Raw genomic sequence first — 26,080 nt, forward strand, 5'->3', positions numbered from 1 at the left:
CACAGCCTTCCGAGACCTCGGATTCGACTCACTCACCGCCATCGAACTCCGCAACAGACTCCACACCGACACAGGACTCCGCCTCCCCTCCACCCTCGCCTTCGACCACCCCACCCCCGCCGAACTGGCCGCGTACCTGACAACCACGCTTGATGCAGAGGACGGAACAGGACGCACCAAGGGCGAGCAGACGACGGCCGCCGCCGCTGATGAAGCCGATTCATCCGGATTCATCGTTTCCCTCTTTCAGCATGCGTGTGAGACGGGACAGGCGGCCCACGGAGTGGAACTCCTGATGGTCACCTCACGCTTCAGGGAAACTTTCAACAGGACGAATCCGCCCGCCGGCCTCATCCGGACCACTCAGCTTGCGCACGGCGATGGGAAGTCGGCCGCGCTGGTGTGCCTCCCCACAATCATCGGCCCTGACGTCCGCCACTACACAGAATTCGCCTCGCGCTTCGCCGGCATCCGGGACGTGTGGCACCTCTCCATCCCGGGATTTTTCCGTGGGGAACTGGTGCCGGCCTCCGTGGACGACATCATCGCGATCCTCGCCGACACAGTGAGCGAGCGCATGGATGGTGCCACCTACGCACTGGTCGGCCAGTGCGCGGGCGGATGGCTCGCGCAAGCTGTTACCAGCCGTCTCGAAAAGACCGGAGTCCCTCCCAAGAGCGCGGTCCTGATGGACACCTATACGTCGACCCGGGCCGACCACTTGTTCCGTACGTCCCTGGACTTGGGAATGTTCGCGAGAGTGGCGTCGCTGGTGCAGCTGGACTACACAATGCTCACGGCCATGGGTGCGTACCTCCGCCTCTTCGAGCACTGGATGCCGCAGAGCATTGCCACGCCCACCCTCTGCGTCTGGGCGCACGAACCGCCCTTCACCGACGACAACGGACAACCCCTGAAGGGTTACGAGTCACATCCGGTCTGGCCGCTTCCTCACATGGTCGCTGAAGTGCCGGGAAACCACTTCGACATGCTGGGCCCTGATCACTCCCGGACAACCGCCCTCTGCGTTCACGAATGGCTCTCGGACGTCTGCGGCGAGGAGAACAGCCGATGAGCCACCACCGAACGCTCTACTCCTGATTTCCCTTCCCGCTGAACAGCCGATCGCCCTGACCGCAACTTGATGTTGATGCACGATGCCGACAGATGCTCTGCCGTGCGCCATGTCGTTGACAACAGGGTCAAGTGGTGGGCGGTTCCTGCCGACTTCACCGCCCGGGGCCGAGTCCATGCCTTCTTCCAGTGCCAGCGGCGCCAGGCCCGACCGGGAGAAGGCCGGCGTGCGACCGCCCTTCGTGGAGGAGTTGAATACTTCTCCACGACCGTCGTGCGATGGCTCACTTCTGTACAGAGCTCCCGCCAAGCTCCTTATCCAGGAAACCACTTGGCAGGCGTCCGTCCGTCTTCCCCGTAGAGCCTCCCCGAATCCAAATTGCCCCTTTCAGGGGGACCCCCGACAGGGCTCGCGATTCCCCTGGTGGGCGGGAGGACGACCCCAGAAGGGCTGGTCCGGCGTTTTGGTTGCGTCGGTTCATGGGCATATGGGTCAACAAGTGAAAGAAACCCCGGATTCACCTTTCGTGTGGTGAGTGTCCACGGTGCCGGGATTCCGGGCCCTTCGTGCGGCGCCGACAACTTCGGTCAGTGAGGATCGGCCATGTCCCATGACGGGAAAACACCTGACGTCCTTCACCGGTCCGCCATCCTTCCGGCGTTCTCGGCATCCCCCCCTTGCCATCCGCCACCCCTCGCCGTACGACGGACGTTTACCGTGAGCGTGGCTCCCAGATGCCGAGCCGCGCGGAAAGCCCGGCACGCTGCCGTGCGCACGCTCACGCGGTGGTCGTCCGACGACACCGAGCGTCTCTTCCGCGCGGAAGTGGTCATCGGTGAACTGCTCGCCAACTCCCTCCAGCACGCACTACCGCAGGAGATCTCACTGACGCTCGTCGAGGGCGACGACGCGCTGATGGTGGAGGTCGAGGACGGAGGTGGCCCGAGCAGGCCGTCGCAACCGGGGAGAGCATGCGACGACGCGGAGTCCGGCCGGGGGCTGGCCCTGATCGCCACACTGTCGCACACGTGGTCCTGGCGTCCTGCCGCGAACGGCCGGCGCATCACATGGGCCTACCTGCCGGACACCCGCTGATCCGCCGAACACCCCGCCCAGCCCGGCCGACCCGCCCGCCCTTGTCCGCCCCGCGACCGCCACCCGCGCGACCGCCAGGCCCCATGCGGCCAGCCGGTCGGTGAAAGACCCGACCGGCTGGGGGCCTGACCCGCATCGGAGCCGGCCCGGTGCGCGGCGCGTCACGGCACGGGGCCCCGGAGCTCTTCCTGGAGCCGCGCGCGAAGCTGTTGGCGCCGTGTGATGTCCAACTTGCGGAACACCTTCGTCAAGTGTTGCTCGACCGTGCTGACGGTGACGTAGAGCTTGGCCGCTATCTCCTTGTTGGTGTTGCCGTGTGCGGCGAGGACGGCCACGCGCATCTCGGATTCGCTGAGCCTGCCCCGGGGCTTCCCCGTGTACTCGCCGTCGCCTCCACCGGGAATGATCTGGTCGCACAGGGCCTTCGCCCCGCATTCTTCCGCCAGCCGCCACGCCCTCCGGATGAGTGTGCCGGCGCGCACGGTGTCTCCTTCGGCCTGGTGGGTCCTGCCGAGATCGGCAAGGGCCCGGGCCAGTTCGAGCCGGTCGCCGCTGGCGCGGAGGGCGTCGGCCGCTTCGTCGAGCAGCCGGATCCGGTCGGCTCCCCCGACCGTCCTGGCACAGATCCGGAGCATGGCTCCGCGGACCTGCGCGCTGCTGCCACGGCTCTGCGCCATCTGCTCCCTGACCAGTTGCCGCGCCTTCGCTCCGTCGCCGAGCCGGAGGAACGCCTGGGCGGCGTCATTGCGCCACGGGAGGATCTCGGCGCGGTCCAGCCCCCAGCACTCGGCGATACGGCCCGCGTTGGTGAAGTCGCTGACGGCGGCCAGGAGGCGGTTGGTGGCCAGGTGGAAGTGGCCGCGAGCGCGCATGAAGCCGAGGCCGTAGACGCTGTGGAACAGGCCTTCCGACACGGGGTGGTTGACTTTCTCCAGGGCGTCGTCGTACCGGCCCATGGCGGTGTGGACCATGATGAGGGTGGCCAGGGGGCTGCCCACGAAGACGCTCTCGGTGCCCTGCGGCACGGCGGTCAGGGCGGCTTCCGCCTGTTGCCCGGCGTCGCGCAGTATGCCGAGCATCAGGGAGATCTCGGCCTGGACGGCAGTGAGTTCGGTGTGCCAGCCCTGCGCGTCCCGCCGCCGGGCCTCGCCGAGAAGCCTGTTGCACCAGAAGACGGCGGTGTCACAGCGTCCCGCGCGGGCGAGCGTCCGGACGGCGTTGGTGAGCAGCACCAGTGTGGTGTCGGTGATCGGGGAGTGCCGCAGGGCATGTGCCGCCGCTTCGGCCGCCGAGTCGCTCGTTCCGTCACCCGGCCAGGCCCACACGGCTGCCGCGGCCTTCAGCTCCGGGACTTCTCCCGCGGCGGCCTGCACCGCTCCGCCGGGTTCCTGCGGCACAAAACGGGCGGCGCGGGCGAGGGGAACGGGGTATTCGGCGGACGCCCAGAGGGCGGAGAAGTCACATGGGTCTCCCGGTGCCGGGCCCGCCGTCCCCCCGCGCCCGGGCAGGCGTGCGAGTGCCGTCCCCGCCTCGCCGAGGCGGCCGCGGGCGATGAGAAGCCGGGCCAACAGCGCGGTGTGCGGCGCGCTCAGCCGTCCCTCCTCCATGTCGGTGACGAGTTCGGCGAGGCGTTGTGACGCGGCCGCGTGATTGATGCGCCAGGCGATCTGGGCGAGCCTGATGCCGATCACGGCCCGCTGCCGGGCGTTGCCGGACATGCGTTCCGCGAGTTCGAGGCAGGCGGTCGCCTGCTTCGCGTCGTCCCCGGCGAGAATCTCCTCGGCGGCGTCGCAGAGGACGGAGACCGCCCAGCGGTCCTCACCGTGTCCGACTGCCAGGAGGTGGCCGGCGATGTCGAGTGCCGGGGCTCCCTCGTCGTACAGCAGCTTGGCCGTGCGCCGGTGCAGTGCCGTGCGGTGGTCGTGGGGCAGGGTGTCCAGTGCCGCGGCCGCGAGCACCGGGTGACGCAGCCGGCCCGCGTCGTCCGTGAGTCCCGTCAGGCCGAGCAGCCGAAGGTCCCATGCCGCGGCCGCGGTGTTCTGCTGGACGACGTGGGCGAGCCGGCCGGGGGACCCGGCCCCGCCGAGGACGGCGAGGGCGGCGGCCGACTCCCGGGACACGGCTCCGATGCGGGCCAGGCAGGCCAGTGCGGCCCGGTAGAAGGGCCCGCCGACGACTGGTTGCACAGGGCCTTCCGTGCAGCGCCCCGGTTCCGTGCCGGTGCGACAGCCGACCGATTCGCGGGCCTCTTCGAGCAGTGAGCGGAGCAGCAGGGGATTGCCTCCGGTGACCGCATGGTAGTGGTCGACGAGGTCGTCGCCGACGGGTTGCCCGAGAGAGGTGGCCAGGTACTCCGCGATGCCGTTCCGGGTGAGGGGGTTCAGGACGATCCGGTGGAAGCGCGGCAGGCTGAGGAAGTCGGCGTCCAGCAGGGGGGCGTCCTTGCGGACGCACGGGTTGGTGGTGCAGATCAGCAGGACGCTGCCGCTCGGCGAGTCCCGGACCGTGTGCAGCAGGTACTGCCGGGTGGCGTCGTCCACACCGTGCAGGTCGTCGACGGCGATCACCAGGTGGGAGGTGCGCGCGATGGCCTGGAAGACCGCGCAGAGGTTCCGGGCCTGTGCCAGCCTGCCGTTCTTGTCCGGCCGTTCGCATGCCGCGGTGGCCGAGTGGCCGGCCACCGGGACGAGGGGGAGGTTGCCGTCAAGGGTCTGTTCGAGGCCGGTGCGGAGGTCGTCGGGGAAGGAGCGGTTGCGGAGCAGTTGTCCCAGGAGGTCCGGGGAACTGCTGCCCGGGCCGGCGCTGCCGGCCCGGAGGACGAGGGAGCCCGATGCGGTCAGGTGCCGGACGGCCGCGCTGAGGAAGGTGCTCTTCCCACAGCCGACTCCGCCTTCGACGAGGACCGCGCCCGCTGTTCCGGGCCGGTGTCCGGCGACTGCGGAGCGGAGGCCGGTGAGGTGCTCCTCGCGTTCGACGAATACGGCGGAGTCGGTCTGGTGGCCGAACTCCGGGGCCGCGGTTCCGGATGGGCGGGGGACCGACGTATCGACGTCACTCATGGACGGTACCTGGCCTCAAGGGCGTTCGGCTCTACCGGGGACCGGACGATCGGCTTTCCGCTCGGCACGGGAGGCCGGGCGGGGATGTACGGCACCGCGCGGTCCGCCCGGTCGGTGGTGCACGGGGTCAACGGCCGACCGGGCACGGCTGCCTGCTCCCGGCTCGTGGGGGTGGGTACGTCGCTGTACCACCTGTCCAGGACCCTGCTGAGTTCGGCCAGCAGTTCCCGGATGGTGCTGACGGACTCCTTCACGGCGGAGTCCCCGGCGTCCGGCTCCCCGACGGCATGCTCCTCGCGGGCGGGGGGCCGTGTGGCGCCGTCGGCCGGTGGGACGGTGTCCAGCAAGGCGTTTTCCATTGGGCTGGTCATGGTGGTTCCGTACTCTCACGACGGACGAAGGGGGGAAGGGGGTGAGGGTCCGGCTCCTGCCGGGCCCGGTCAGTTCCGGCAGGGGCCCGGGGTGCGCTGCCTCGGCAGTCCGGACGTCGTCTTCCCGTTGGCCGACCGGTGCGGCCGGGCGCCGGCGGCGGGCCGGCCGGAAGCTCCGGGGGCCGTCTCGTGGAAGAGCACTCGGGTTGGGACGGCGAGCGCGTCCGCGACGAGTCGGGCCGTCGAGAGGGCCACGTCGCACCGTCCGACGGACATCAAGACGATGATGGTTTCCGGCACACCGATATGCCGGGCGAGTTCCCGCAGCGACATGCCTCTCAGCCGCAGAAGGCGGTGGAAACGCCTCACATCCCGGACGTACATGGGAAGTCTCCTCATCAGCCGTACCGGCATTTACCGGTGCCGAATTCCTGATAGCCAGGTCTATACGGTTGTCGCTCGATGCGGCAAACCCATTCACACCCTGCCGTGTCCCGGTTGTCACGGGATATTCACCCGGAACCAGAACCTGACCGGAATTCCCGCACCGCGGCGGGATCCACGGTTATGGGCCGCGGGTACTCCCCTCGGAGGACGGGCTCCTCCCCGGTCCCCGAGGGGGTTGTCGGCGCGCGGCCGCGAGCGAACGGGGCTGGAAGCCGTCAGCGGTCCCGGGCAACGGGGCCAGGCAGGGCCCGGCCGCCCGTCAGGGGGTCGTGACGGGCGGCCGGGTGCGGGCGGGCGTGGGGAGAGAATGCCGCCCGCGAAGGAGAACGGTGGGTGTGAGCACCCTATTCAGCTGAAGCAGCTTCAACCGAACAGCACCACCGTTCCCCGGCTCGGGACCCCGGATGCCCGGGAAAGGGCGGGCATCCGGGAGACAGAAGCCGGCTGGGGCGCCGACCGCCACCCATGTGTGGAGGTCACGCGCTCCTGCGGCCGGTCGAACAGCGCATTCCGGATTCACCGGGAGAGCATCGCCCCTATTAAATCCCGCATGCCACCGGTCGCACAGAGGGCGGCATTTCCGCCATTATCGGCCAGGAAGTTCATGACCCATAATCTAGTTTCGCATGACAGATCGCATAACCCCTGTTCACTTTGCCCGGACCGGGCGTCCTGGTCTGGGGTCGGTAGGGCTTTCGCCCCGCGCACAGGCATTCCCGCTCCCCCCGTTCCCTCTCGAAGGGCCCAAGGACGCATCGTCCCGGACCGCCGCGAGCCGCGGACCTGACGCAGCGGGCGGACAGGAGTGGGAGGCCCCGACGGTCGTTGAGCGGAAGGAACCACGCCCGCCCCTCCTCCCCCAGGACGGTCCGTCATGTCCGCGATTCCTCATTGGGTCAGCATCGAACCCGCCGGAACCTGCCGCAGACCGCCCCCCCAAACACCAAGATCACTTAGCCTCGATCCACCGACGTGGTTTCGAAATGATCTCTGAGGGTCTTCGGGGCGGGTTCTCGGGCTGTCGGCTGAATGCGGGATGACCAAGAAGCAAGCTGTGGACCGTACAAGGGTCGGGATCACGCTGGACCACGTACTCGACAGGGACGGTGTCGCCAAGCTCTCCACCCGGGCGATCGCGTCCGAACTCGGGGTCAGCATGAACACCGTCATGTGGCACATCCGCACCAAGGACCGACTCCTGGACACGATGGCCGAAGCCGTCCTCGGGGAGGTGGGCCTGGAGGACCTGCCCGGGAAGTGGGACGCCCTCCTGCGAGGCTGCCCCACCCGCAGGACGGCCGCGTGGACGGCCTGGAACCTCTTCTGCTTTACCCCGGGCCTCGTCCAGAAGGAACAGGCCGCCCCGCCACCGGTGTTCGCGACCGCCTGTACGCGAACGTCGGCGAACGAGACCTTCCCGGACTGGGCTCGGTGCTGGAGGACTTCACGTCCCTCGGCTTCGAGGAACGCTTCCGGTTCGGAATCGGGCAGATCCTCCGCTCCGCCTCGGCCACGGCAGCCCCCGAACGCACGGGATGACGTCTCAGGAGAACGGCCCCGCCACCGGCGGGAACCACGCCCGTACCGTCACTCCGCCGCCCTCCCCCTCCGTGATCGCGCACCGCCCGCCCAGCTCGCCCGCCCGCTCCTCCATCGACCGCAGCCCCAGCCCGGTGCCCGTGGAACGGCCCGTCAGGCCGCGGCCGTTGTCGTGGACCTCGATCGTGACGGAGTCGGGGACGACGCGGACGGTCAGTTCGGCGCGGTCCGCGCCGGAGTGGCGTACGACGTTGTTCAGGGCCTCGCCGCCGATCAGGTAGACGGCGACCTCCACGGCGGCCGGCAGGCGCGGCAGCGGGTCCGGGGAGAAGTCGACGGTGACGTGCGGTGGTTCGCCGAGGCGGTCGACCAACTGCCGCAGGGCGCCGCCCAGTCCGCTGCGGTCCAGGGCCGCGGGGGTGAGACCGGCCGAGATGCGGCGGAGTTCGGTGATGGCCTGGCCGATGCCCTGGGAGGCGGCGTCCAGCGGGGGCGCGGCACGTGAGTCGTCGGGGACGGCGTAGCGCGCGGCGTCGATCTGCAGCCGTGCGCCGGAGAGCGCCGGGCCCAGCCCGTCGTGCAGGTCGCGCCGCAGGGTGCGGCGGGTCTCCTCGCGGGCGACGATCTCGCGCTCGCGGGCGGCCCGCAGGTCCTCGTAGAGCTGGAGCGAGGCGAGCGCCGGGGACGCCTGGTCGGCGAGGAACTGGAGCACCTCCTGGTCCTGCCGGTCCAGCGTCTGGCTGCCGGGCCGGAGCGTGACGTCGAGGCTGCCGATGACGCCGCCCTCGTAGGTCAGCGGGAAGCCCGCCTCCGGCCGCCGTTCGCCTACGGCGGCCAGGACGCGGGGGCCGCCGCGGGTGTTGACGGTCACGGTGGCGCCGGGCAGGCGCAGGATCTGGGTGACGGTGTCGCACAGCAACTGCGGGGCCGCGCCGGGGGCGGCGGCCCGGCTGAGGCGCTCGGCGAGGTCGCGGACGACCTGGTAGGGGCGGGAGCGGTCGCCGTAGTAGACGCGGTCGACGATCCGCGCGGCCCCGCGTGCGCAGGGGTAGGCAAGGGCCCCGAGGGCCAGTCCCACGGCCCCGGTCACGAGGGCTCCCCGGCCCGGCCGGCCCGGGAACACCTTGAGCACCAGCACCGCCAGCACCGTGTAGACGGCGAGCAGGGTGGTGATGAGGACGAGCGCGACCAGGGCCCTGCGCGTGGCCCGGTCCAGCCGTCCGGAGTGGTCCCGTCCGATGCCGTAGACCGCGCAGAACGGCCAGATGACGGCCGCCGTGTAGGCGACGTACCAGAGGTTCTCCCCCAGGGGGACGAGGTGGGCGATGTAGGCGAAGACGAGCCAGAGCACGTACGGCAGGAGGGAGACGATCTGCCGCCGGTCGGGGGCCCGGCACCAGCGCACGACCATGACGGTGAGGCCGGCGAGCAGGATGGCGGTCATGAGCGGGACGAGGGGGGCGCAGGCCTCCACCGCCGTGCGCAGGCGCGCCCACTCCCCGTGGTCCGCCGGGCGGGGAAGCGTGTAGGTGCGCGAGGGGAAGCCGCCGGCGTCGGTGAAGGCGTGCACCAGGCTCCACAGCGCGACCAGCGCCAGGTACGGACGCCAGATCCAGTGCCGGGGCAGTTCACCGCCCGGCAGGTACAGCGGCAGGGCGTAGAGAGTGAAGATCGCCAGGGCGAAGCAGCACAGGTCGATGACGTACAGGACGTCGCCGACGGCGCGCGGGGCGCCGGTCGCGGCGGCACCCAGCAGGGCGGCCTCCGAGGCGACGTGCCCCGTCCCGGCCGCGATCAGCAGCGGACCGAGGACGCTGTGCGGCCGGTGGACCGTCATGAAGGCCCCGAGCAGCACGAGGCCGATCGCGGCCAGCATCAGGGCACCGCGGTCGACGACGATCGGGGCCAGCCGCGCGTCGTACAGACGGGTGAGGGCGAAGAAGGCCCAGACCACGGCGGAGACGATCGTCAGCCCGTACGCCGCCAGGACCGGACGGGCCCGCCGGCCGCGCGCCGCCGCCCTCTCCCCGCTCACCCGCGCCCCTCGGCCCCCTCGTCCCCGGAGCCGTCCTCCCCCAGCCCCGCGTCCCTGGCACGGGCCACGGCCTCGGCGCGGGAGGTCACCTGAAGCTTGTCGAAGATGTGGGTGACGTGGTTGCGGACGGTCTTCTCGGACAGCACCAGGTGGCGGGCGATGTGCCGGTTGTCCAGGCCCCGGGCGATGAGCGACAGGATCTCCACCTCGCGCGCGGTGAGCGCCGGGAAGAGCTGCTCCGCGTCGCGCTGCCGGCCGTGCCGGAAGACGGCGGTGAGGCGGGCGGCGGTGTCCGGCCCGAAGACGGCGCCGCCGGCGGCGACCGTGCGGACCGCGTGCAGGACCTCGTCGGCGCCCGCGCCCTTGACGAGATAGCCCCGGGCACCGGCCTGGAGCGCGGCGAGCAGGCTTCCGTCGTCGTCGGACATGGTCAGCATCAGCACCGGCAGCCCCGGGTGGCGCTCCGTGAGCCGCCGGGTGACGTCGATCCCGGAGGCGTCGGGCAGGGAGAGGTCCATGACGACGGCGTCCGGCCGCTGCCGCGCCACGGCGTCGAGCGCCTCGGCCCCGGTCTCGGCCTCGGCGACGACCTCGGCGCCCGCCCCCTCCAGGGCGGCCTTCAGACCGCTGCGGAACAGCGGGTGGTCGTCGCAGATCAGGACGCGCGGAGGGCGGGCCTCTTCTTCGCTCACATACCGACGCTAACGGCCATTCCGGACGATCTCTCGTTGTGGCGGTCGTCAGGCGGAATGGGTGCCGATCATGAGTCCCGCCAGGTCCTCCGGGGCGAGCCAGGATGGCGAGGGCGGCTGCCCCCAGCTGAAGAAACTCTCGTTGACGTCGAAGACCTCGGGCTCCCAGAGCTGGTCGTCGATGATGCAGTCCATGTCGGAGTAGTACTCGGTGAAGTTGCCGGCCGGGTCCTTGAGGTACCAGAAGAAGTTGGACCCGATGAAGTGCCGGCCGAATCCCCAGATGTGGCGCTCGGGGTGGCCCTCCAGCATGGTCATGGCGCCGCGCCCGACATCGTCGACGTCGTCGACCTGCCAGGAGGTGTGGTGCAGGAAGGTGAACGGGGCGGCCAGGATGAGGATGTTGTGGTGGTCGGTGGAGCAGCGCAGGAATCCGCCGGCGTCGCCGAGCGAGTCGCTGACCTTGAAGCCCAGGCCGTCATGGAAGAAGGCCGTGGTCACCGGGGCGTTCGGGGTGCCCAGGACGGCGTGGCCGAGCTTGCTCGGCCGGACGGGGCCGGTGCGCAGGAGGCCGGGGGCCCGGTTGTCGGTGCGGGCGTCGCGCCCGGGTCCGTTGTACGGGGTCGGCCCGGTCGCCTGCGGGGCGAAGCGCGGCTCGGCCTGGAGGACGGCCCGTACTCCGGTGGCGGGCTCGGTCGCGATGAGCGTCCCGGCTACCCGGGCCGAGGGCACGCCAAGGCGGGCCAGGCGGGCGGCGGCCGCGCCGAGGTCGTCGGGGTCGTCGACGCCGATGCGCATCTCGACCAGCCGCCGGGTGGGCGCGGGGACGATGCGCAGCTGGCGGCCGCCGTCGCGGGTGGAGAACCAGCCGTCGGGGTGCGGGGTGAGGCCGAGTTGGGTGTAGTAGGGGGCGGTCGCGGCGGGGTCGGGGACGCCTATGGTGACGGAGGACAGACGGTGGGCGGGCATGACGGGCTCCTTCGAGGGGTTCAGGGCAGGACCGGGGCACGGCGGGCCGTGCGGAGGGCCTGGGCGATGATGGTCAGGGTCGGGTTGACGGCCGCGGAGGACGGGAAGAAGCCGCCGTCGACGACGTAGAGGTTGCGGACCTCGTGGCTGCGGCAGTACGGGTCGAGGACGGAGCGGGCCGGGTCGTGCCCGGCCACCGTGGTGCCGCACTGGTGGCCGGTGTGCTCGATGCCCATGCGGTGGGTGAGGACGATCGGGCAGCCCGCGCGGCGCATCATCCGGGCGCCGGTGCGCACCAGGCGGCGGTGGGCCCGGGTGCCCCCCGGGTGCCGGTCGAGGGCGATGCCGCCGTCGGGGCGGAGCAGGACGCGGTTGCCGGGGCGGGGCAGGTCCTCGGAGATCAGCCACCAGTCGATGCTGTGGCCGGTCAGGGCGTCGAGGACGCGGCGGGGCACCCGGGGGTGCGCGGTGGCGACGGCCGTGGCGTGGACCTTGCCCATGAGCTGGAGGTTGCCGAGCGGGTAGGGCGTGCGGGGGCCGGCGAGGTAGAAGTCGTTGACGGCGAGGGTCTTCTGGAAGACGGACGGGTTGGGGCGCCGGGGGTCGATGGCCATGAGCATGCTGTTGTGGTGCAGCATCAGGTTGCGTCCCACCAGGCCGCTGCCGTTGGCCAGCCCGTCCGGGTGGGCGGTGGAGGCCGAACGCAGCAGCAGGGCCGCCGAGTTGATGGCGCCGCAGGAGACGACGACCGTACCGGCGGTGATCGTGACGGACCGGCCGTTCCTGCGTGCCTCGACGGCGGTGACGGTGCGTCCGTCGGGTCCGGTGCGCAGCCGTGAGACGTAGGTGTGGGTGAGGAGGCGGACCGTGGGCGAGCGCAGGGCGGGGCGCAGGGCGCGGGTCTCGGCGTCGCTCTTGGCGCCGACGCGGCAGGGGAAGCCGTCGCAGGTGCCGCAGCGTACGCAGGTGCCGCCGTCGGCCAGGTCGACGCCGAGTTCGAGGGGGTAGGGGTGCAATCCCTGGGCGGTGAGCCGGAGTTCGAGTTCGGCGATGCGGGGTGCGTGGGCGACCGGCGGGTGCGGGTACGGGCCGGAGCGGGCCGGTTCCGTGGGGTCGCGGCCCGGGCTGCCGTGCACCCGGTAGAGGCGTTCGGCCTCGGCGTAGTGGGGCTCCAGGTCGGTGTAGGCGAAGGGCCAGGCCGGGGAGGTGCCGTCCAGGTGCTCGGCGGCGTCGAAGTCGCTCTCGCGCAGCCGGGGCAGGCTCGCCCCGTAGACCTTGGTGGTGCCACCGACGTAGTAGTGGGCGGCGGAGGTGAACGGCCGTCCGGAACGGGTATGCCACGTCTCGGCGTTGTGGTAGCGGCCGTCGCCGAAGACGGCCTTGGGCGACCAGTTGGCGGGCTCGCGGGGGAGGAAGCCGCCGCGTTCGACGACCAGGACGCGGGCCCCGGTCCCGGCCAGGGCCCAGGCCGTGGTGGCTCCGCCGGCTCCGGAGCCGATGATCACGACGTCGGCGTCGTAGCGGTCGGCGTCGCCCTGGACCACGGGCGGGGTGCCCGGTCCCCAGATGCCGTTCATCGTCCGGCACCTCCCTCGGCGGTCCGCGCGGGCCGGAAGAGGCGTACGGCGGTGTCGCGTTCGTACGGCTGTCCTTCCGGAGCGTGGACGAGTTCGAGGTGCATGCCCCACGGGGTGGTGAAGTAGACCCAGCGGGTGCCCTCGATGGGCCCCTCGCCGACCCGCTGGGGTTCACCGAGCAGGCGGACGCCGGGAGTTGCGGCGAGGCGGCGGACCGAGGCGTCGAAGTCGTCGGCCCACAGGGCGAGGTGGTGTCCGCCCCAGTCGTCGTTGCGGGGCATCTCGCGGCGCCGGCCGGGACCCTCGTACTGGAAGAGTTCGAGGTTGAGGGTGGCCCCGAGGCGCAGCATGGCGATGCGGACGGCGGAGCGGGGGTGGACGCCGAGCTGACGCCGCATCCAGTCGCCGCCGGGATCCTCGTACGGCCCTTCCCGGTAGGCGAGTTGGGCGCCGAGGACGTCGGTGAAGAAGGCGACGGCCTGTTCGAGGTCGGGGACGGTGCAGCCGACGTGGTGGGCGGCGGCCGGAGTCGTGGGGGGCATGGCGGGTTCCTCGGTGGTGGTGTCGGGCGTGCGGGGCGGGAGGTGCCGGGTGACGGCGGGGGGCGCCACGGTCAGGCACAGGAGTTCGGCACCGGCCGGGCCGGCGCGCAGGGCGATGCCGTCGCCGCGGCGGGCCAGGAGCAGGTCGCGGTCGCGGAGGACGGTGCCGCCGGGTTCGGCGGTGAGGGGGCCGCGCAGGACGTACCAGGCCGCTTCGGTGCCGTCGCGCCCGGTGAGGGCGTAGCGGGTCCAGGGGCCCAGGTCGATCCGGTCGGCGGCCTCGCACTCGCTGTGGAGCATGCCGCGCCGGGCGAGGCAGCGGATGCGGACGCGTTCGCCGTCGGGGGCGAGGAGGACGGCCGTCCGGCGGCCGGCGTTGATGATCATGTCGGTGCTCCTCCGGGTACGGCCAGGACGGCGTGGAAGCACTCCAGGCCGTGACCGCCGGCCGTCAGGCGCGCGGTGGTGCCCAGGGGCAGGGTGAGGGCGACGCCGGGGGCGAGCGGGACGCTCGTCGGGCCGGTGCGCGCGGTGCCGTCGCCGCCGGTGACGTAGACGGTGTGCTCGACGCCGTCGGCGTTCAGCTCGGCGGTGACGCCGGGCGGCAGCCGGGCGACTTCCACGGTGCGCAGCGGTCCGGTGAGCACCGTGGAGGCGTCCACGGGCCCGGTGCGGCGCAGGTCGGTGATGACGGTGGTGGCGGTGTGGCGCATGAAGGGTCCTTTCCGTGCGGGGAGTTCGACGACGAGCCAGGACAGCGGCCGGTCGCCGGTGTTGCGCAGCGCGTGCCGGTGGCCGAGTCCGGTCAGGACGGCCGCGCCCGCGCGGACGGGCCGGGGGACGCCGTCGAGGGTGACCTCGCCCTGGCCGTCGGCGATGAAATACAGCTCCTCCGTGCGGGAGTGCAGGTGTTCGCCGCTGACGCCGCCGGGCGGCAGCCAGGCCCATTCGACGGCCTCCCAGCCGCCGTGCAGTCCGGTGCGCCGGGCCAGGCACGTCCAGCGGGAGTGCCCTTCGGCGGCGTGCACGCCGTGGACGTCGGCGGGGTCGTGCACGGTCGCGACGACGACGGCCTCACGCATGGCGGTTCACCTCGTCCCGCGCGTGATGCACCCTCAAATGCTCGGCGGCATCGGCTAGTTCGTCGGAGGTCACGTCACCGACGAAGACCGCGTCGCCGATCCCGGAGGGCAGCGGCAGCCGCTGGCTTCCGTCGCGGTGGCGGACGGTGTCGGCGAGCGCCTCCTCCAGGACGTCCGGGGCGCACAGCGGGTGCCACACGGGCAGGCCCAGTCTGCGCATCACGTCCAGGACGCGGATGCGTTCCGACGGCTCGACCAGGCCGCGCCGTTCGGCGACGACGGTGGTGAGCGCCATGTCGAGGCAGACCGCCTCGCCGTGCAGCAGTTCGGGCAGGGCGCGCATCTCGATGGTGGGGCTGAAGGAGTGGCCGTAGTCGACGATCCGTTCCAGCTCGCTCTCCCACAGGTTGCCCTGCAGCTCCTCCAGCATCCCGTGCACGGCGCGCCCCAGGACCTCTTCGGCGACCGGGCGCAGGCCGCGCCCGCCCTGGAAGCGTTCGGTGACGAGCCGGCCGCCGTGGCCGTCGAGCAGCTCGAACAGGGCCCGGTCCTTGATCAGGGCCATCTTGAGGATCTCGGCCATGCCGTTGCTGAGGTGGCGCCGGTCCAGGGTGGCGAGGAAACCGGGGTCCAACAGGGTCTCGGTGGCGGGGTGGTAGGTGCCGAGCCGGTTCTTGTACGGGCCGAAGTTCACCCCGGTCTTGGCGCCGACGCCCGCGTCGACCAGCCCGATCAGCGTGGTGGGGACCCGGACGTACGGGGTGCTGCGGCGGTACAGGCTGCAGGCCAGGCCGACGATGTCCAGCAGCACGCCGCCGCCGATCGCGACGACCGGCTCGCTGCGCCGGGCGATGCCGAACCGGTCCATGGCCTCCACGACCGAGAAGACCGACTCCATGGTCTTGAGCCGCTCGTGGGCGGCCAGCACGTGGATCCGGTACCGCAGGCCGCGGGTGGCGCAGTAGGCGCGGATCCGTTCTCCGTAGAGGTCGTTGACGGTGGCCTCGACGACGAGCAGCCGGCGCGCCGGGGCGGGTCCGTCGCGGGACGTCCCCGCCCGGGCGAGCGCGGGGTTGCGCGGGTCCAGCACGTCCGGCGTGAAGGCGACCTCGTAGCGGACGGGTTTGGCGGTGCTCACGGTCCAGGAGCGGACGGGCTCGCCGGACGTGAACAGGCCGTGCGGGATGCGGGGGGCCAGGGTGGTCACGGTGATCTCCTCACAGAGGGCGGGGTTGCGTCCCTCACCACGCTCGGCGTCCCGGCGCCCCGGGCGCATGAGCGGCCGGTCCCGGCCGTGTCCCAGGCGGCGGTCCGGGGCGCCACGGCGTCGAGGCCGGTGCGCAGGAGGGCGGTGTCGACGTCGGTGACGGTGCGGCCGCGCGACACGTGCGGCTGTCCCAGGCCGTCGAGGAGGACGAGGGCGGCCGTGCCGCCGGGGGCCGCGCGCAGAACGTCGTCCGTGGTGACGGGGGACGGCAGAACTGTCGGGGCGCCCCAGCGGTCCAGCAGCCGCCGGTGGGCTTCCTCGTCCGCCGCGTCGAGCGTGCCCAGGTGGCGGGCGCAGCGTGCCGCGACGAGCAGACCGAGCGCGACGGCGTCGCCGTACCGCAGGGCGCCGACGCCGAGCGGCCGCAGCAGGTCGGCGACGGCGTGCCCGTACCGCAGCGCCGCGGCCGGGCCTTCCTCGCGCGGGTCGTAGCAGGTGAGGGTGGTGCGGGCGTCGACGCACAGGGCGATGAACGAGGCGAGGCCGGCCCGGCCGTACCGTCCGTCGGGCCGCAGCCGGGCGCACACCTGGTCGTAGGACCCCGGGCAGACGGCCAGGACGTTCCGGACCAGGGCGTACAGCCCGGGCCGGACGGCACCGGGGGCGAGGGTGTCGAGGAATTCGAGCTGGGCGCGGACGAGGAGAGGGGTGGGGCGGTGTCCTGCCATGGACAGCGCGGTGTCGGTCATGGCGGGGAGGGTGGTGGGCAGGAGGACCGGCCCGCGTCCGCCGGGCGTGGCCAGGCGGCCGACAGCGTCGAGGACCCCGGTGCCGCCGAGGCCGACGACGAGAGTGCCGTCATCGGCGGGTATGTCCGAGGCGGCCGGCACCGGACGGACGGGGGCGGCGCGGCGGAGGTGGCGCAGCACGCGGTCGGTGTGCGCGGCCGGTACGCCGGGGCCGGTGACGAGCAGGACGTGTTCGGCGCCCAGCGCGGCCACGGTCCTGGTCAGCTCGTCCCATGACTCCTCCCCGGCCCGTATCTGGACGGGGAAGGAGGCGGGGCCGGCGGTGATGCGCCGGTCCAGAACAACCTGGGGGTCGGGGACAGACATCGTGGGTCTCGCAGAACGGTCGTGTCGAAAGCTCTTCGAAGCTCTTCGAAGCTCTTCGTCCGAGAGCTCTTCGAAAGCTCTTCGCCGACCACGCTCCGCGACCCGACGCCCCGGGGGCATGAGGCGGTGGCCCTTTGGGTGCCCTGTTCGGTGCCCTGCCGGTGCTTGCCCTGGCGCGGGGTGGCTGGAGACTTACCAGCGAGCACGCAGGCGGCCATGGTGGAGAAGCCCACTATGTGGGCCGGTGACTCAGCGGGCGAAGCCCGCTGTGCGTGCGCGGTGGTCACGGGAAGACCACGTCCGCGGTCGGCCTGGAGGGCGATGTACGAGGTCCGGGGCGACCGGGACATCAACAGCGGCAGGTCTGGAGGAACTCAATGCCGGTGCTCGTCGGCACCCCCTGGCCGCCCGACACCCCGGACATCCCCGACGCGCGTGAGCCCCTGTACACCTCTGGGCGCGCGACACCGTCGAGGCGGGGCCGAGCTCAGCGCTGCCTCTCGGGGCTTGCTATTCGACGGTCCAGCCGCCCAGTTCGTTCTCGTCGGCTGCCACCACTCGGCGCAGCGTCTTCAGGGAACTGAGGATGCCGAGCGGCAGGAGAGTCCTTGGGGCGGGGTCGGTTCCCTGGCTTTCGTGGTGCTCGGTGAGCCGGGCAACGAGGACCTGCTCAGAAGGTGTCCGGTACCGCCCGCGCAAGGACGAGTCCGCGCGTGGAGCCCCACGCCTGCTCCACCTCGTCGTCCTAGCCCTCCTGCCGGGCGCCTTTGTCCTTCTTGTACGCTTCCATCTGCTGCTCGTACCGTTCCTTGTCCTTCGCTGCCTTCTCCTCGTACGGCTTCTTCTCGGCCAGAGGCAGCCTCTGCCACTCGATACCGAGCTGATTTCCGATCTCCCCGAACCTCATCGTGGGATTGGCCGCCTTGACCCTCGACCGGTTCTCGTTGGCGAAGATCATGTACGCGCTCTGGGGCCGCTTGGGAGCGTCCTTGTCCTTCACCTTCTTCACCCGCACACGGCTTTGTGCAGCCGCAGCCGCAGCCCTTGTTGTTTCACCGGACATGAGAATCTCCGATCGCAGGAAGAGCGGGAAGCACGCCGGCGTCAGCCAGGCGCGATCGCGACCGCGCGGGTCGCTGAGGGCCTGCCGACGAGACGGCAGAAAGAAGCATCAGGCCGAGGACGCCTGTTCACGGACGCTGGCGAGGACATCGTCGACCGTCGCCCAGTAGTCGACATCTTCATAGAGACCGTAGATGTCCAGCTCCATCTCCAGCAGCGTGGCTACGTTGGTGATGGACTCTTCATCAGCTCCCAGGTCGTCAAAGAGATCAGCATCCGGCCGGAGGGCAGCGGCAGTGCACTCCAGAACATCCGCCATGATCACTTTGGCCTTCGCGATCACCGGGTCGTCATCGAGTCGGCTGCCGGCCCGGGAACCCGCATCCTGTGTCTGAGCCGCACCATCCTCCGTCCCACCGGACAGGCCACCGCTCATCGCTGCCTCCTCTGAGCCTTGGAAACCGCACGCATACGCGTCAGCCTTCCCGCCGCCGACCGCACCTTTGCAGTCTTCTCCGGCCACCCAGCAGATTCACTCGGACCAGTGACATATATGTCGTACGACTGCTCGGATGATTGAGGTCGCCAACGGACAGGCCTTGCAACCGGTGAACCCTGACAGCCACCGCCATCACCGGAACCCGTCACGGAAGGCAACGGATCACGCAGTTGTGGCACGGCTTCCAAGACGGCCTGGTGGTTGCCCGGGGCGGTGGCCAGGCGAGCGGTCCCGGCCAGGCCCCGAGTAGCGGGGTCATCCCGCAGGGACCGGGCGGGGCGGAGAGCACAAGGCAGTCCGCGTCATCCAGCGCAGCAGCCGGATCAGTGGTCACCCTCAGGGCCCGCGGCAGCTGAACGTCGGGGAAGCAGCCGGGGCTACGACGGCCGGTGCTGATTGCGTCGGCGATCTCCTTCCGGCTGGCGTACAGGACGACAAGCGCGGCTACATCTTCCACGGCACCGTCGCCTCGATCCGCATCCGCCCGTGATCTTCGCCGGATCTAGTCGCCGGTCGTTCCGTCAAGCATCTCGCGCAGGATGTCCAGGTGGCCGTTGTGGCGGGCTGTCTCCTCGGTGAGGTGGAGAAGGATCCAACGCAGGTCGACGTGCAGGCCGTTGCGGACGGCTCGCCGAGCCTGCTTGTCCAGGTCGCTCCCGGCGACCAATTCGCGGTAGCGGGCGCTCTGTTCGGCGTATTCGTCAAGCAACTGCGTGAGTGGGAAGTCGACAGCGATACGCATCTCACGGTCGGGGTCCTCCTCCGTCCAGGGGCCCCGGTCCTCCTCGCCTAGGAAGACCACTTGGAACCAGTAGTACTCGACCCAGCGGAGGTGGTTGATCACTCCGCTCATGGTCATCAGCGGCGAGCTCGGCAGAAGCGCCTTGCGTGCGTTCTCCGCGGAGACGCCATCGCACTTGGCGCGGGTGGTGTCACGTGCGTAGTCGAGGAACGTGGTGAGCTGGGTGCGCTCGTCCCACGCGGACGGTGTGTCGTCGATTCTGGTCATCGCGCGAAGCGTCCCCGATCACCGCGACCGATGTCGAGCCATTTAGTCGACGGACCCAACCTGCTCCGCCCAACGCTGTCCGGCGGGTCGCTCCAGCAATTCAGTGCCGGCGGGCCGCCCGGCCTGATCCGCCGGACCAACCACCTGCGGCACCACTCGCCACCCGAGCCCCGGACACCACACACTCACGCGACGGCCCCAAGCTGCCACTTCATAGGGCGCATTAACCGGACCGCAAGCGTCCACCGGGCTTCACGCGCCGCGTGTCTTTCCCCCATTCGGACGAGTTGGTCACCGGGTGTCCGCGAACGGCACCTGAACGAGTGGAGGGAGAAACGTGATGACGACGACCGGACATGAGATCAGAGGGACGACGGATCCCGGCCGTCCCCCGATGCCCGAGCCCAAGGAAGTCCGATGCCAGAACGCCGGAGTGCGGAACGCGTTCGAGGACGCGTCCTTCCTCCAGCTGTGCTCCCGGATCCCCGCCCTGCTGCGGCAGATCGCCACGATGGCGTGGCGGATCGACCGGCGGGACGTGCTGGTGCTGCTCGGCTGTCAGCTGGTCTCCGGTACGGCCGCGGCGGTCGGGCTGGCCGCGACGGCCGACGCGATGGCCCCGGTCCTCGGCGGCGGGTTCGTACCCGACCGCATCCGCGAGGCCCTCCCCGCGCTCGTCGTGGTGGCGGTGGCCGCTGCCGTCGCCCGCGTCGCCTACGGGATCGCCTCCTGGGCCGTCGGCCGCCTCAAACCCCGTCTGATGACCGCCGCGGACGTGGCCCTGGTCGAGGCGGTCGTCTCGGTGGAGCTGGCCGCGCTCAACCGGGCGGACTTCGCCGACGAGCACGAGGCCGCCGAGACGGGCGCGCTGCGCTGCGAACGGATGCTGTACGACGCGCAGGCGTTCATGTCCGCGCTGATCCGGCTGACCGCCGCGTTCGGGGTCCTGACGGTGCTGCACCCGCTGATGCTGCCGGTGCTGGTGCTGGCGGTCGTGCCGTCCGGGGCGGGCGCGGTGGCCGAGGCGAAGATCGAGCACCGCACGCACTACGCCAACGTCTCCAGCCGCAACGTCAAGAGCATGATGCGCTGGCACGTCACCACGCCCCGGCTGGCGGACGAGGTGCGGGCCAACAGCATGAAGGCGTACCTGCTGTTCTGGTACCGCACGCTCTCGCACCGGATCGACGACCGGGTCGTCACGGCGGCGGGCCGGCAGCTGCGCGCCAACCTCGTGGCGGCGGTGGCCGGCGGGGCGTGTCTGACGCTGGCCTGGTGCACGCTGCTGTGGCTGACGGTCACCGGCCGGGTGTCGTTCGCGGTCTCGGCCACCGCCGTCGTCGCGGTGCGCGCCGCGCTGGGGAACCTGACGAGCGTGGTGCACTACTGCACCAGCCTGTTCCACTCGACGCTCTACGGGGCTTCCCCCTGAAAGCTGAACACGGCTTATGCGGCTTGTGTCAGGGTAGGTGGGGGGGGGGGGGGGGGCGGGGGCGGGGGGCCCCGGCGGGGGGGGGGCCCCGCGGGGGGGGGGGGGGGGGGCGCCGGGGGGGGGGGGGGGGGGGGGGGGGGGCGGCCCGGGGGGGGGGGGGGGGGGGGGGGGGGGGGGGGGGGCCCGGGGGGCCCCCGCCCTCACTGCTTTTCGGCTCACTGTTTTCCGGACTCGGCCCGTCGCCGCTCCCGCAGGGCCCTTACGCGGCCCCGGCTCGCGCACGCCGGCGACGGGCACCAGCGGCGCCGGCCGGTCGGGTTGGCGAAGACGCCCCGGCAGTCGTGCTCTGGGCAGACGGACAGCGACTGCCGTTCCGCGCCGGTGAGGTGGTCGACCGCCTGCCGGACGATGCGGGCCAGGGCGGCGCCCGTGGTGGGCGGCGGTTCGCGCAGCAGCCGCTCGGCGGCGGCGAGCCGGACGGGGTCGGGCTGCGCGTCGAGGAAGCGCGCGACGTCCGCGGCGGCCCGGGCCGGGGGCGGTTCCCCGCCCGCCACGGCCAGGGCGAGGACGCGCAGCGTCTCGCGCAGGGCCACGGCCTGACGCCGGTCGTCCTCGTCGGGCGGCCGGACGGGCGTCATCTCGCTGCGCTCCAGCCACTCGGCCAGGCGCTCGGGCGTGGCGATGCGTTCGACCGGGTGCGCACTGAAGGTGCGGCCGCTGGTCGCGAGGAGGTTGAGCCAGGTCGCTCCGCAGTCGAAGCGGAAGGCGAGGCGTTCGTCGTCACCCATGATCGCAATCGTAACGCCTCATGCGTTACATTGACCGGGCGTAACGACTGACCCGTTACGCCTGTTCCACGGAGAAGCCTGTCCACGGAGAAGGGGGACCGCACCATGAACCTGCGGGAAGCGCGGCTCGACCGCGTCGAGGGGTACCGCCTGCTGGCGGAGCTCCAGGACGAACGGACCCGGGAGGCCACGCTGCCCGGCCTGGAGCGCCTCGCGCCCGGATTCCCCGACTGGATCGTGACCAGCCTCTTCGGCGGGACGTACCAGCGCGACGGCCTGTCGCCGCGCGACCGCCAGGTGGCCAACCTCGCCGCGCTCACCGCGCTGGGCGGGGTCGAGCCGCAGCTCGCCGGGCACGTCCGGACCGGCCTGCGGGTGGGGCTGACCATGACGGAGATCACCGAGGTGTTCGTCCACCTCGCTCCGTACGTGGGTGTGCCGAAGGCCCTGGCCGGACTGCGGGCCGTCGCGGAGGTCGCAGAGGTCGCAGAGGTCGCGGAATGATCCGCCTCGCACGAACCGTCCTCGGCGACGTGCCGGCCGCCGAACTGGGCTCCGTCGACGCGCACGACCACCTCTTCCTCCGCAGCCCCGCGCTGCCCGGGGAGGAACTCGACGATCCTCGGGCCGCGGAGGCCGAGTTGACCGCTTTCCGGGAGGCGGGCGGCGGGACGGTCGTCCAGTGGACACCGCGCGGGATGGGACGGCGGCTCGCGGACGCCGTCGCCGCGTCCCGGGCGACGGGCGTCCACGTCGTCGCGGCGACGGGCCTGCACCAGGCGGCCCACTACGAACCCGCCTCCCTGGCACGGGACATGGACCGCCTGACCGACCTCTTCGTGACGGATCTGACCACCGCCCCCGTCCGCGCGGGACTCGTCAAGGTCGCCAGCGGATTCCACGGCCTCGACGCCCACGCGCGGCGCACGATGACCGCGGCGGCGGAGGCGCACCACGCGACCGGGGCCCCGGTCGCGGTCCATCTGGAGCTGGGGACAGCGGCGTTGGACGTACTCGACCTGCTGTGCGGCGACCTCGGAATGCCACCCGCGTCGGTCGTCCTCGGCCACCTCGGCCGCTCCCCCGACGCCCGAGTCCACCTGGAGGCCGCACGCTCGGGCGCGTTCCTCGCCTTCGACGGCCCGTCGCGACGCCATCACCCCACGGACTGGCGGCTGTTCGACCGGCTGACGGCCCTGGTGGAGGCGGGACACGCGGGCCAGATCCTGCTGGGCGGGGACACGACGACGGCGGGGGCCCGGCGGGAGGGGCCCGGGATGCGGTTCCTCCTGCGGGGGCTGCGGCCGCGGCTGGAGCGGGAATTCGGGGAGGAGGCGGGGAGGGCGGTGTTCGTGGAGAATCCGGGGCGGGTTTTCGGGTGGGTGCGAGCGGCGCCTCGCACTCATGCACACCCGTGATCAGGTCTCCCTTGGGCTCAGGGGCGTGAGCCACCGGATACAGAAGACCGTGACGCGCCTGCCCGGCATGAAGACCGTGACCGAGGTATGGGAAGCGGCCGATCGGAGCCTCGCCGAGGGAGACATCGCGTTCGTGGCCGACCTCGGCATCGCCTTGTCGAACCGGTACGGCTCCTCCGCCACCCGGGTATGGCAGTACGGCAGCGTGTTCAACCGTCTCCTGCGTCTCCTGACCTCCACTCCCGGCCGGGAGCACGTCGAGCAGGCGCTGCGGCTCGTATCCGCCGCCGCGTCCGCCGATCGAAAACTGCCCCGGTACGCTGCGTCACTGCTCGCCGCAGGCCAGACCCCGGAGAACCTGGCCGTGGTCTTCACCGGCGGCAGCTCGCGCGCGGGCGCCTCCGAGGAGCTCCGGGCCTGCCTCGTCCACGAGCTGGTGCTGCGAGGCGTGGCGGTCGGGGAGACCCCGGGAATCGCGGGGTGGGCGAGGTCGCCGCACTGGCGTCACCATCCGCTCGGCCGGCTGCCACTGGCCCTCGGCACACTCGAGGAGACACCGTCCCTGCCGAGTTGCTCGGCGGGCGGAGCGAGCTGCTCACTGCCGTACGGGCAGCAGGACGGCGGCCCCGGGCCGGCCCCGGGCGGCACCGCGCACGTCCCCACGGCGACCGGGACGACGACGGAGGCTTTCCGCTCGGCCGTCGCCGCGGCCACGGCCAACTGGGCCGACGAGTCCAACGGACGCATCGAGGCCGGAACGTACGACCTTGCCGCGCCGGTCGGGACGGACGGACTTCCCGGACTGCTGGTGACCCTGGGCCTGGAGTGCTTCGACGGGGTGGGCCGACGCAACCGCCTGGCGCTCTCCTCCCGCCGGCCGGAGGAAGCGTGGCACATGCTCTTCGCGGCAGCGTCGACCGGCGGGGCGTACAACCACGGCATGTACGGTGCGTACGGCCGGCTGGCCGCCTGGCGGTCCCTCGCCGCCCTGTCCGGCGCGGCCGCGGACGCGGCGCCTGATGACGTGGCGCGGCAGGCCCGGGACTGCGCCTGGTACGACTTCGGGGGCGCCACGAAGTGGTTCACGCGTGTCGCCTGGGACATAGGACTGGTCACCGTGGCCCCGGGACGGCGACGACTCGCCGTACTGGCCGCCACGGACACCGACTGATCCCCGGCGGGGCAGGGCGCTGCCGGCTCACGCCGGCCCCTCGACGCCCTTGCGGCCGAACTTCGGTTCACAGAACGGACTTTACGCACCGGCCTCACCGCCGCTGAGGATGATCGCAGACGCGCGGACGCCGGCCTCACTGCTGGCAGCGGTGCGCCACGGAGGCGGCCGCCACCCATACGTCACTGACAGGCCGACAGAGGCGGACGACCCGTTCGGCGCAGCCGGGCTTGCGGACTTGTTTCAGGGGCCGTTCGCCCGGAATTGAAGGGAAAGCAGCTGACGATTCGTCGACATTTCGAGCCGATGGGGCGTCAGTTGACGGTTCGTCCGCTGCCGCTTCCGATTGCGGGTGGCGCGGGCCGGACGCAGGGTGGCGGCAAGATCCCCCTCTCGCAAGGAGCATCCGATGGACGCACCCCGCCGGACCGGCCTTCTCCTCACCGCCGCCGTCTGCGGCTCGCTCGCGCTGGGCACCGTCCCGGCCGTCGCCGACGCCCCGCCCGTGGCCCCCGCGCCCCTGCCGGCCGCGCGGCCGCTGACCGCGCCGGTGGTCGCCACGGCCCCGGACGAACTGCGCCGGATCTCCGCCGACGCCGTGCGGGCGCTCGACCAGGACGCCGTCGGCCAGCGGGCCGCCGAGGCGGTCGTGGCGTGCGACTCCCTGGCGCGGCCCAGCCAGGAGCAGGGCGTGGTCTGCGGCGCGGTCCGCGACCGGATCGGCGTCCTGGCCGGGGCCCGGTCCGAGCTCCAGCAGCAGGCCACGTCCCCCGCACCGGACCGCGCGAGGATCGACTGCGCGCGGGAGGACGCCCGGCGGGCCCGGGAGGGCCTGGACCCGTCCGACGAGCGCGACCGGTACGACGGGTCCGGTCCGCGCCACGAGTCCGGGTGGGACCGTGACTCCGGCCGTCCTTACCACGGATCCGTCGGCGACAACGGCGGTCTGCTGGGTGTGCTCGGCCGGCTGGGGAGCATGACGATCGGCCAGGCCCAGGAGGAAATCGCGCGGCTGGCCAAGCTGTTCGGCATTCCCGGCCCGGGGCGCTGAGCCGCCCCCATACGCCCGATCGCCCGAAAAGCACACCGCCATATGGCCGGAGCGGTGGCGTCCGAGGGGCTGCCGGGCCGGGGCCCGGTGCATTGTTCAGCTCCGCGGGGGGCGCGACCGGCGCCCCCCGGCCGGACGGGCCCGCGTCGCCGCGGCGGCGCGGGCCGACGAGAACGGAGCAGCGAAAATGCGTATGCGACACCGGGTCACGACGGCACTGGCGGTCCTCTCCCTAGTCACGGCGTCGACGGGTACGGCACTGGCCACCGACTCCCGCGACGACTCCTTCCTGGAGACGGTGCACCAGGGCAACATGGCCGAGATCGCGGCGGGCAGCGACGCGCAGAAGAACGCCGTGGCCCCGTGCGTGCGCGAGACCGGCAGGGTGCTCGTCCGCGACCACACGGAGCTCGACAAGGGGGTCAAGGAACTGGGCGGCAAACTGGACGTGGCCCTGCCACGGAAGGTCAGCGACGAGCAGGACAAGAGCCTCAAGGAACTGCGGAAGAAAGCCCACACGCCCGCCTACGACAACCTCTGGCTGCGCGCCCAGGACACCGCGCACGTCCTGACGCTGGACCTGCTCAAGGACGAGGCGTCCAACGGCAGGGACGCCGACATCCGGGACGCGGCGAAGAAGGCGCAGCCGGTCATCGCCAAACACCTGGACCTCGTGCGCGACTGCATGATGCGGTCCCCGGACCGGCAGATCACCCCGGTCAAGCCGGTCAAGCGGCCTTCGTCGCTCCAGCACACCTCACCGGCGCGTACCAGTACCTCCACGCACCACAGCGTCCCGGCGCGCACCCAGAGCGTCCCGGTGCGCCGGCCTTAACAGGGCTCCC

At 71.8% G+C, this 26,080-nt stretch carries 24 protein-coding genes; 8 read left to right on the forward strand and 16 right to left on the reverse strand.

Going from position 1 to position 26,080, the window contains the following annotated elements; all coding sequences use genetic code 11:
- The coding region (locus tag I5Q34_RS32325) for a thioesterase domain-containing protein (RefSeq protein WP_234429730.1) at positions 1–1,075 on the forward strand (1,075 nt) is incomplete at its 5' end.
- 603 nt (positions 1,076–1,678) lie between these two features.
- Entirely contained in the window at positions 1,679–2,170 is a 492-nt protein-coding gene (locus I5Q34_RS32330) for an ATP-binding protein (protein WP_234429731.1), read from the forward strand.
- 161 nt (positions 2,171–2,331) lie between these two features.
- Here the strand turns inward: I5Q34_RS32330 and I5Q34_RS32335 are convergent, their stop codons facing one another.
- The 15 genes from I5Q34_RS32335 to I5Q34_RS32410 form a co-directional block, all read right to left on the reverse strand.
- The gene (locus I5Q34_RS32335; RefSeq protein WP_199895998.1) at positions 2,332–5,229 is read right to left on the reverse strand and encodes an AAA family ATPase; all 2,898 of its coding nucleotides are present in this window, start codon (positions 5,227–5,229) and stop codon (positions 2,332–2,334) included.
- Positions 5,226–5,600 (reverse strand): hypothetical protein, encoded by a 375-nt coding sequence (locus I5Q34_RS32340; RefSeq protein ID WP_199895999.1) that lies wholly within the window; start codon positions 5,598–5,600, stop codon positions 5,226–5,228. Before I5Q34_RS32340 ends, I5Q34_RS32335 begins: the two co-directional genes overlap by 4 nt.
- A gap of 69 nt (positions 5,601–5,669) precedes the next feature.
- On the reverse strand, positions 5,670–5,876 hold the full coding sequence (locus I5Q34_RS32345; RefSeq protein ID WP_199896000.1) for a hypothetical protein: 207 nt from the start codon (positions 5,874–5,876) through the stop codon (positions 5,670–5,672).
- A gap of 1,714 nt (positions 5,877–7,590) precedes the next feature.
- Positions 7,591–9,621: a sensor histidine kinase gene (locus I5Q34_RS32355; protein ID WP_199896001.1), complete on the reverse strand. Its 2,031-nt coding sequence runs from the start codon at positions 9,619–9,621 to the stop codon at positions 7,591–7,593.
- Complete coding sequence (locus I5Q34_RS32360; protein WP_199896002.1) at positions 9,618–10,313, reverse strand: response regulator transcription factor; 696 nt, start codon at positions 10,311–10,313, stop codon at positions 9,618–9,620. The genes I5Q34_RS32355 and I5Q34_RS32360 overlap by 4 nt, the downstream gene beginning before the upstream one ends.
- Positions 10,314–10,361: 48 nt before the next feature.
- Positions 10,362–11,282, reverse strand: a complete 921-nt coding sequence (locus I5Q34_RS32365; protein ID WP_199896003.1) for a VOC family protein — start codon at positions 11,280–11,282, stop codon at positions 10,362–10,364.
- A 20-nt stretch (positions 11,283–11,302) separates the two neighbouring features.
- The gene (locus tag I5Q34_RS32370; protein ID WP_199896004.1) at positions 11,303–12,859 is read right to left on the reverse strand and encodes a GMC oxidoreductase; all 1,557 of its coding nucleotides are present in this window, start codon (positions 12,857–12,859) and stop codon (positions 11,303–11,305) included.
- Positions 12,856–13,788, reverse strand: coding sequence for a VOC family protein (locus I5Q34_RS35315; protein WP_234429732.1), 933 nt, complete (start codon positions 13,786–13,788; stop codon positions 12,856–12,858). Before I5Q34_RS35315 ends, I5Q34_RS32370 begins: the two co-directional genes overlap by 4 nt.
- A complete protein-coding gene (locus tag I5Q34_RS32380) occupies positions 13,785–14,483 on the reverse strand; it encodes a cupin domain-containing protein (RefSeq protein WP_199896005.1) in 699 nt (232 codons plus the stop codon). The genes I5Q34_RS35315 and I5Q34_RS32380 overlap by 4 nt, the downstream gene beginning before the upstream one ends.
- Entirely contained in the window at positions 14,476–15,681 is a 1,206-nt protein-coding gene (locus I5Q34_RS32385) for a sedoheptulose 7-phosphate cyclase (protein ID WP_234429872.1), read from the reverse strand. The genes I5Q34_RS32380 and I5Q34_RS32385 overlap by 8 nt, the downstream gene beginning before the upstream one ends.
- A 5-nt stretch (positions 15,682–15,686) precedes the next feature.
- The gene (locus tag I5Q34_RS32390) at positions 15,687–16,805 is read right to left on the reverse strand and encodes a hypothetical protein (protein WP_199896007.1); all 1,119 of its coding nucleotides are present in this window, start codon (positions 16,803–16,805) and stop codon (positions 15,687–15,689) included.
- Between the two features lie 745 nt (positions 16,806–17,550).
- On the reverse strand, positions 17,551–17,814 hold the full coding sequence (locus I5Q34_RS32395) for an HMG-box domain-containing protein (RefSeq protein WP_199896008.1): 264 nt from the start codon (positions 17,812–17,814) through the stop codon (positions 17,551–17,553).
- A gap of 162 nt (positions 17,815–17,976) precedes the next feature.
- Positions 17,977–18,303 (reverse strand): hypothetical protein, encoded by a 327-nt coding sequence (locus I5Q34_RS32400; protein ID WP_199896009.1) that lies wholly within the window; start codon positions 18,301–18,303, stop codon positions 17,977–17,979.
- Positions 18,304–18,511: 208 nt separating this feature from the next.
- Positions 18,512–18,823, reverse strand: coding sequence for a hypothetical protein (locus I5Q34_RS32405; protein ID WP_277965434.1), 312 nt, complete (start codon positions 18,821–18,823; stop codon positions 18,512–18,514).
- A 45-nt stretch (positions 18,824–18,868) separates the two neighbouring features.
- Entirely contained in the window at positions 18,869–19,375 is a 507-nt protein-coding gene (locus I5Q34_RS32410) for a DinB family protein (RefSeq protein WP_199896010.1), read from the reverse strand.
- Positions 19,376–19,715: 340 nt separating this feature from the next.
- Here I5Q34_RS32410 and I5Q34_RS32415 point away from each other — a divergent pair, with 340 nt between their 5' ends.
- Complete coding sequence (locus I5Q34_RS32415; protein WP_199896011.1) at positions 19,716–20,807, forward strand: hypothetical protein; 1,092 nt, start codon at positions 19,716–19,718, stop codon at positions 20,805–20,807.
- A gap of 215 nt (positions 20,808–21,022) precedes the next feature.
- On the opposite strand, the gene I5Q34_RS32420 is transcribed toward I5Q34_RS32415, so the two are convergent.
- Complete coding sequence (locus I5Q34_RS32420; RefSeq protein ID WP_199896012.1) at positions 21,023–21,595, reverse strand: ABATE domain-containing protein; 573 nt, start codon at positions 21,593–21,595, stop codon at positions 21,023–21,025.
- Between the two features lie 105 nt (positions 21,596–21,700).
- On the opposite strand from I5Q34_RS32420, the gene I5Q34_RS32425 reads away from it, so the two are divergent.
- The 5 genes from I5Q34_RS32425 (at position 21,701) to I5Q34_RS32445 (ending at position 26,070) form a co-directional block, all read left to right on the forward strand.
- The gene (locus I5Q34_RS32425) at positions 21,701–22,099 is read left to right on the forward strand and encodes a carboxymuconolactone decarboxylase family protein (protein WP_199896013.1); all 399 of its coding nucleotides are present in this window, start codon (positions 21,701–21,703) and stop codon (positions 22,097–22,099) included.
- The gene (locus tag I5Q34_RS32430) at positions 22,096–23,013 is read left to right on the forward strand and encodes a phosphotriesterase (protein ID WP_199896014.1); all 918 of its coding nucleotides are present in this window, start codon (positions 22,096–22,098) and stop codon (positions 23,011–23,013) included. Before I5Q34_RS32425 ends, I5Q34_RS32430 begins: the two co-directional genes overlap by 4 nt.
- Positions 23,014–23,038: 25 nt before the next feature.
- A complete protein-coding gene (locus I5Q34_RS32435; RefSeq protein ID WP_199896015.1) occupies positions 23,039–24,184 on the forward strand; it encodes a DUF6183 family protein in 1,146 nt (381 codons plus the stop codon).
- Between the two features lie 409 nt (positions 24,185–24,593).
- Complete coding sequence (locus I5Q34_RS32440; RefSeq protein WP_199896016.1) at positions 24,594–25,235, forward strand: hypothetical protein; 642 nt, start codon at positions 24,594–24,596, stop codon at positions 25,233–25,235.
- 187 nt (positions 25,236–25,422) lie between these two features.
- On the forward strand, positions 25,423–26,070 hold the full coding sequence (locus I5Q34_RS32445; protein ID WP_199896017.1) for a DUF4142 domain-containing protein: 648 nt from the start codon (positions 25,423–25,425) through the stop codon (positions 26,068–26,070).
- Positions 26,071–26,080 lie beyond the last annotated feature (10 nt).

Source organism: Streptomyces sp. AV19 (assembly GCF_015999245.1).
GTDB lineage: Bacteria > Actinomycetota > Actinomycetes > Streptomycetales > Streptomycetaceae > Streptomyces.

Coding starts and splice junctions, on each gene's coding strand:
- I5Q34_RS32330 (WP_234429731.1), top strand. CDS start 1,679: ATGTCCCATGACGGGAAAACACCTGACGTCCTTCACCGGTCCGCCATC.
- I5Q34_RS32335 (WP_199895998.1), bottom strand. CDS start 5,229: ATGAGTGACGTCGATACGTCGGTCCCCCGCCCATCCGGAACCGCGGCC.
- I5Q34_RS32340 (WP_199895999.1), bottom strand. CDS start 5,600: ATGACCAGCCCAATGGAAAACGCCTTGCTGGACACCGTCCCACCGGCC.
- I5Q34_RS32345 (WP_199896000.1), bottom strand. CDS start 5,876: ATGTCCGTCGGACGGTGCGACGTGGCCCTCTCGACGGCCCGACTCGTC.
- I5Q34_RS32365 (WP_199896003.1), bottom strand. CDS start 11,282: ATGCCCGCCCACCGTCTGTCCTCCGTCACCATAGGCGTCCCCGACCCC.
- I5Q34_RS32370 (WP_199896004.1), bottom strand. CDS start 12,859: ATGAACGGCATCTGGGGACCGGGCACCCCGCCCGTGGTCCAGGGCGAC.
- I5Q34_RS35315 (WP_234429732.1), bottom strand. CDS start 13,788: ATGATCATCAACGCCGGCCGCCGGACGGCCGTCCTCCTCGCCCCCGAC.
- I5Q34_RS32380 (WP_199896005.1), bottom strand. CDS start 14,483: ATGCGTGAGGCCGTCGTCGTCGCGACCGTGCACGACCCCGCCGACGTC.
- I5Q34_RS32390 (WP_199896007.1), bottom strand. CDS start 16,805: ATGTCTGTCCCCGACCCCCAGGTTGTTCTGGACCGGCGCATCACCGCC.
- I5Q34_RS32400 (WP_199896009.1), bottom strand. CDS start 18,303: ATGAGCGGTGGCCTGTCCGGTGGGACGGAGGATGGTGCGGCTCAGACA.
- I5Q34_RS32410 (WP_199896010.1), bottom strand. CDS start 19,375: ATGACCAGAATCGACGACACACCGTCCGCGTGGGACGAGCGCACCCAG.
- I5Q34_RS32415 (WP_199896011.1), top strand. CDS start 19,716: ATGACGACGACCGGACATGAGATCAGAGGGACGACGGATCCCGGCCGT.
- I5Q34_RS32420 (WP_199896012.1), bottom strand. CDS start 21,595: ATGGGTGACGACGAACGCCTCGCCTTCCGCTTCGACTGCGGAGCGACC.
- I5Q34_RS32425 (WP_199896013.1), top strand. CDS start 21,701: ATGAACCTGCGGGAAGCGCGGCTCGACCGCGTCGAGGGGTACCGCCTG.
- I5Q34_RS32430 (WP_199896014.1), top strand. CDS start 22,096: ATGATCCGCCTCGCACGAACCGTCCTCGGCGACGTGCCGGCCGCCGAA.
- I5Q34_RS32440 (WP_199896016.1), top strand. CDS start 24,594: ATGGACGCACCCCGCCGGACCGGCCTTCTCCTCACCGCCGCCGTCTGC.
- I5Q34_RS32445 (WP_199896017.1), top strand. CDS start 25,423: ATGCGTATGCGACACCGGGTCACGACGGCACTGGCGGTCCTCTCCCTA.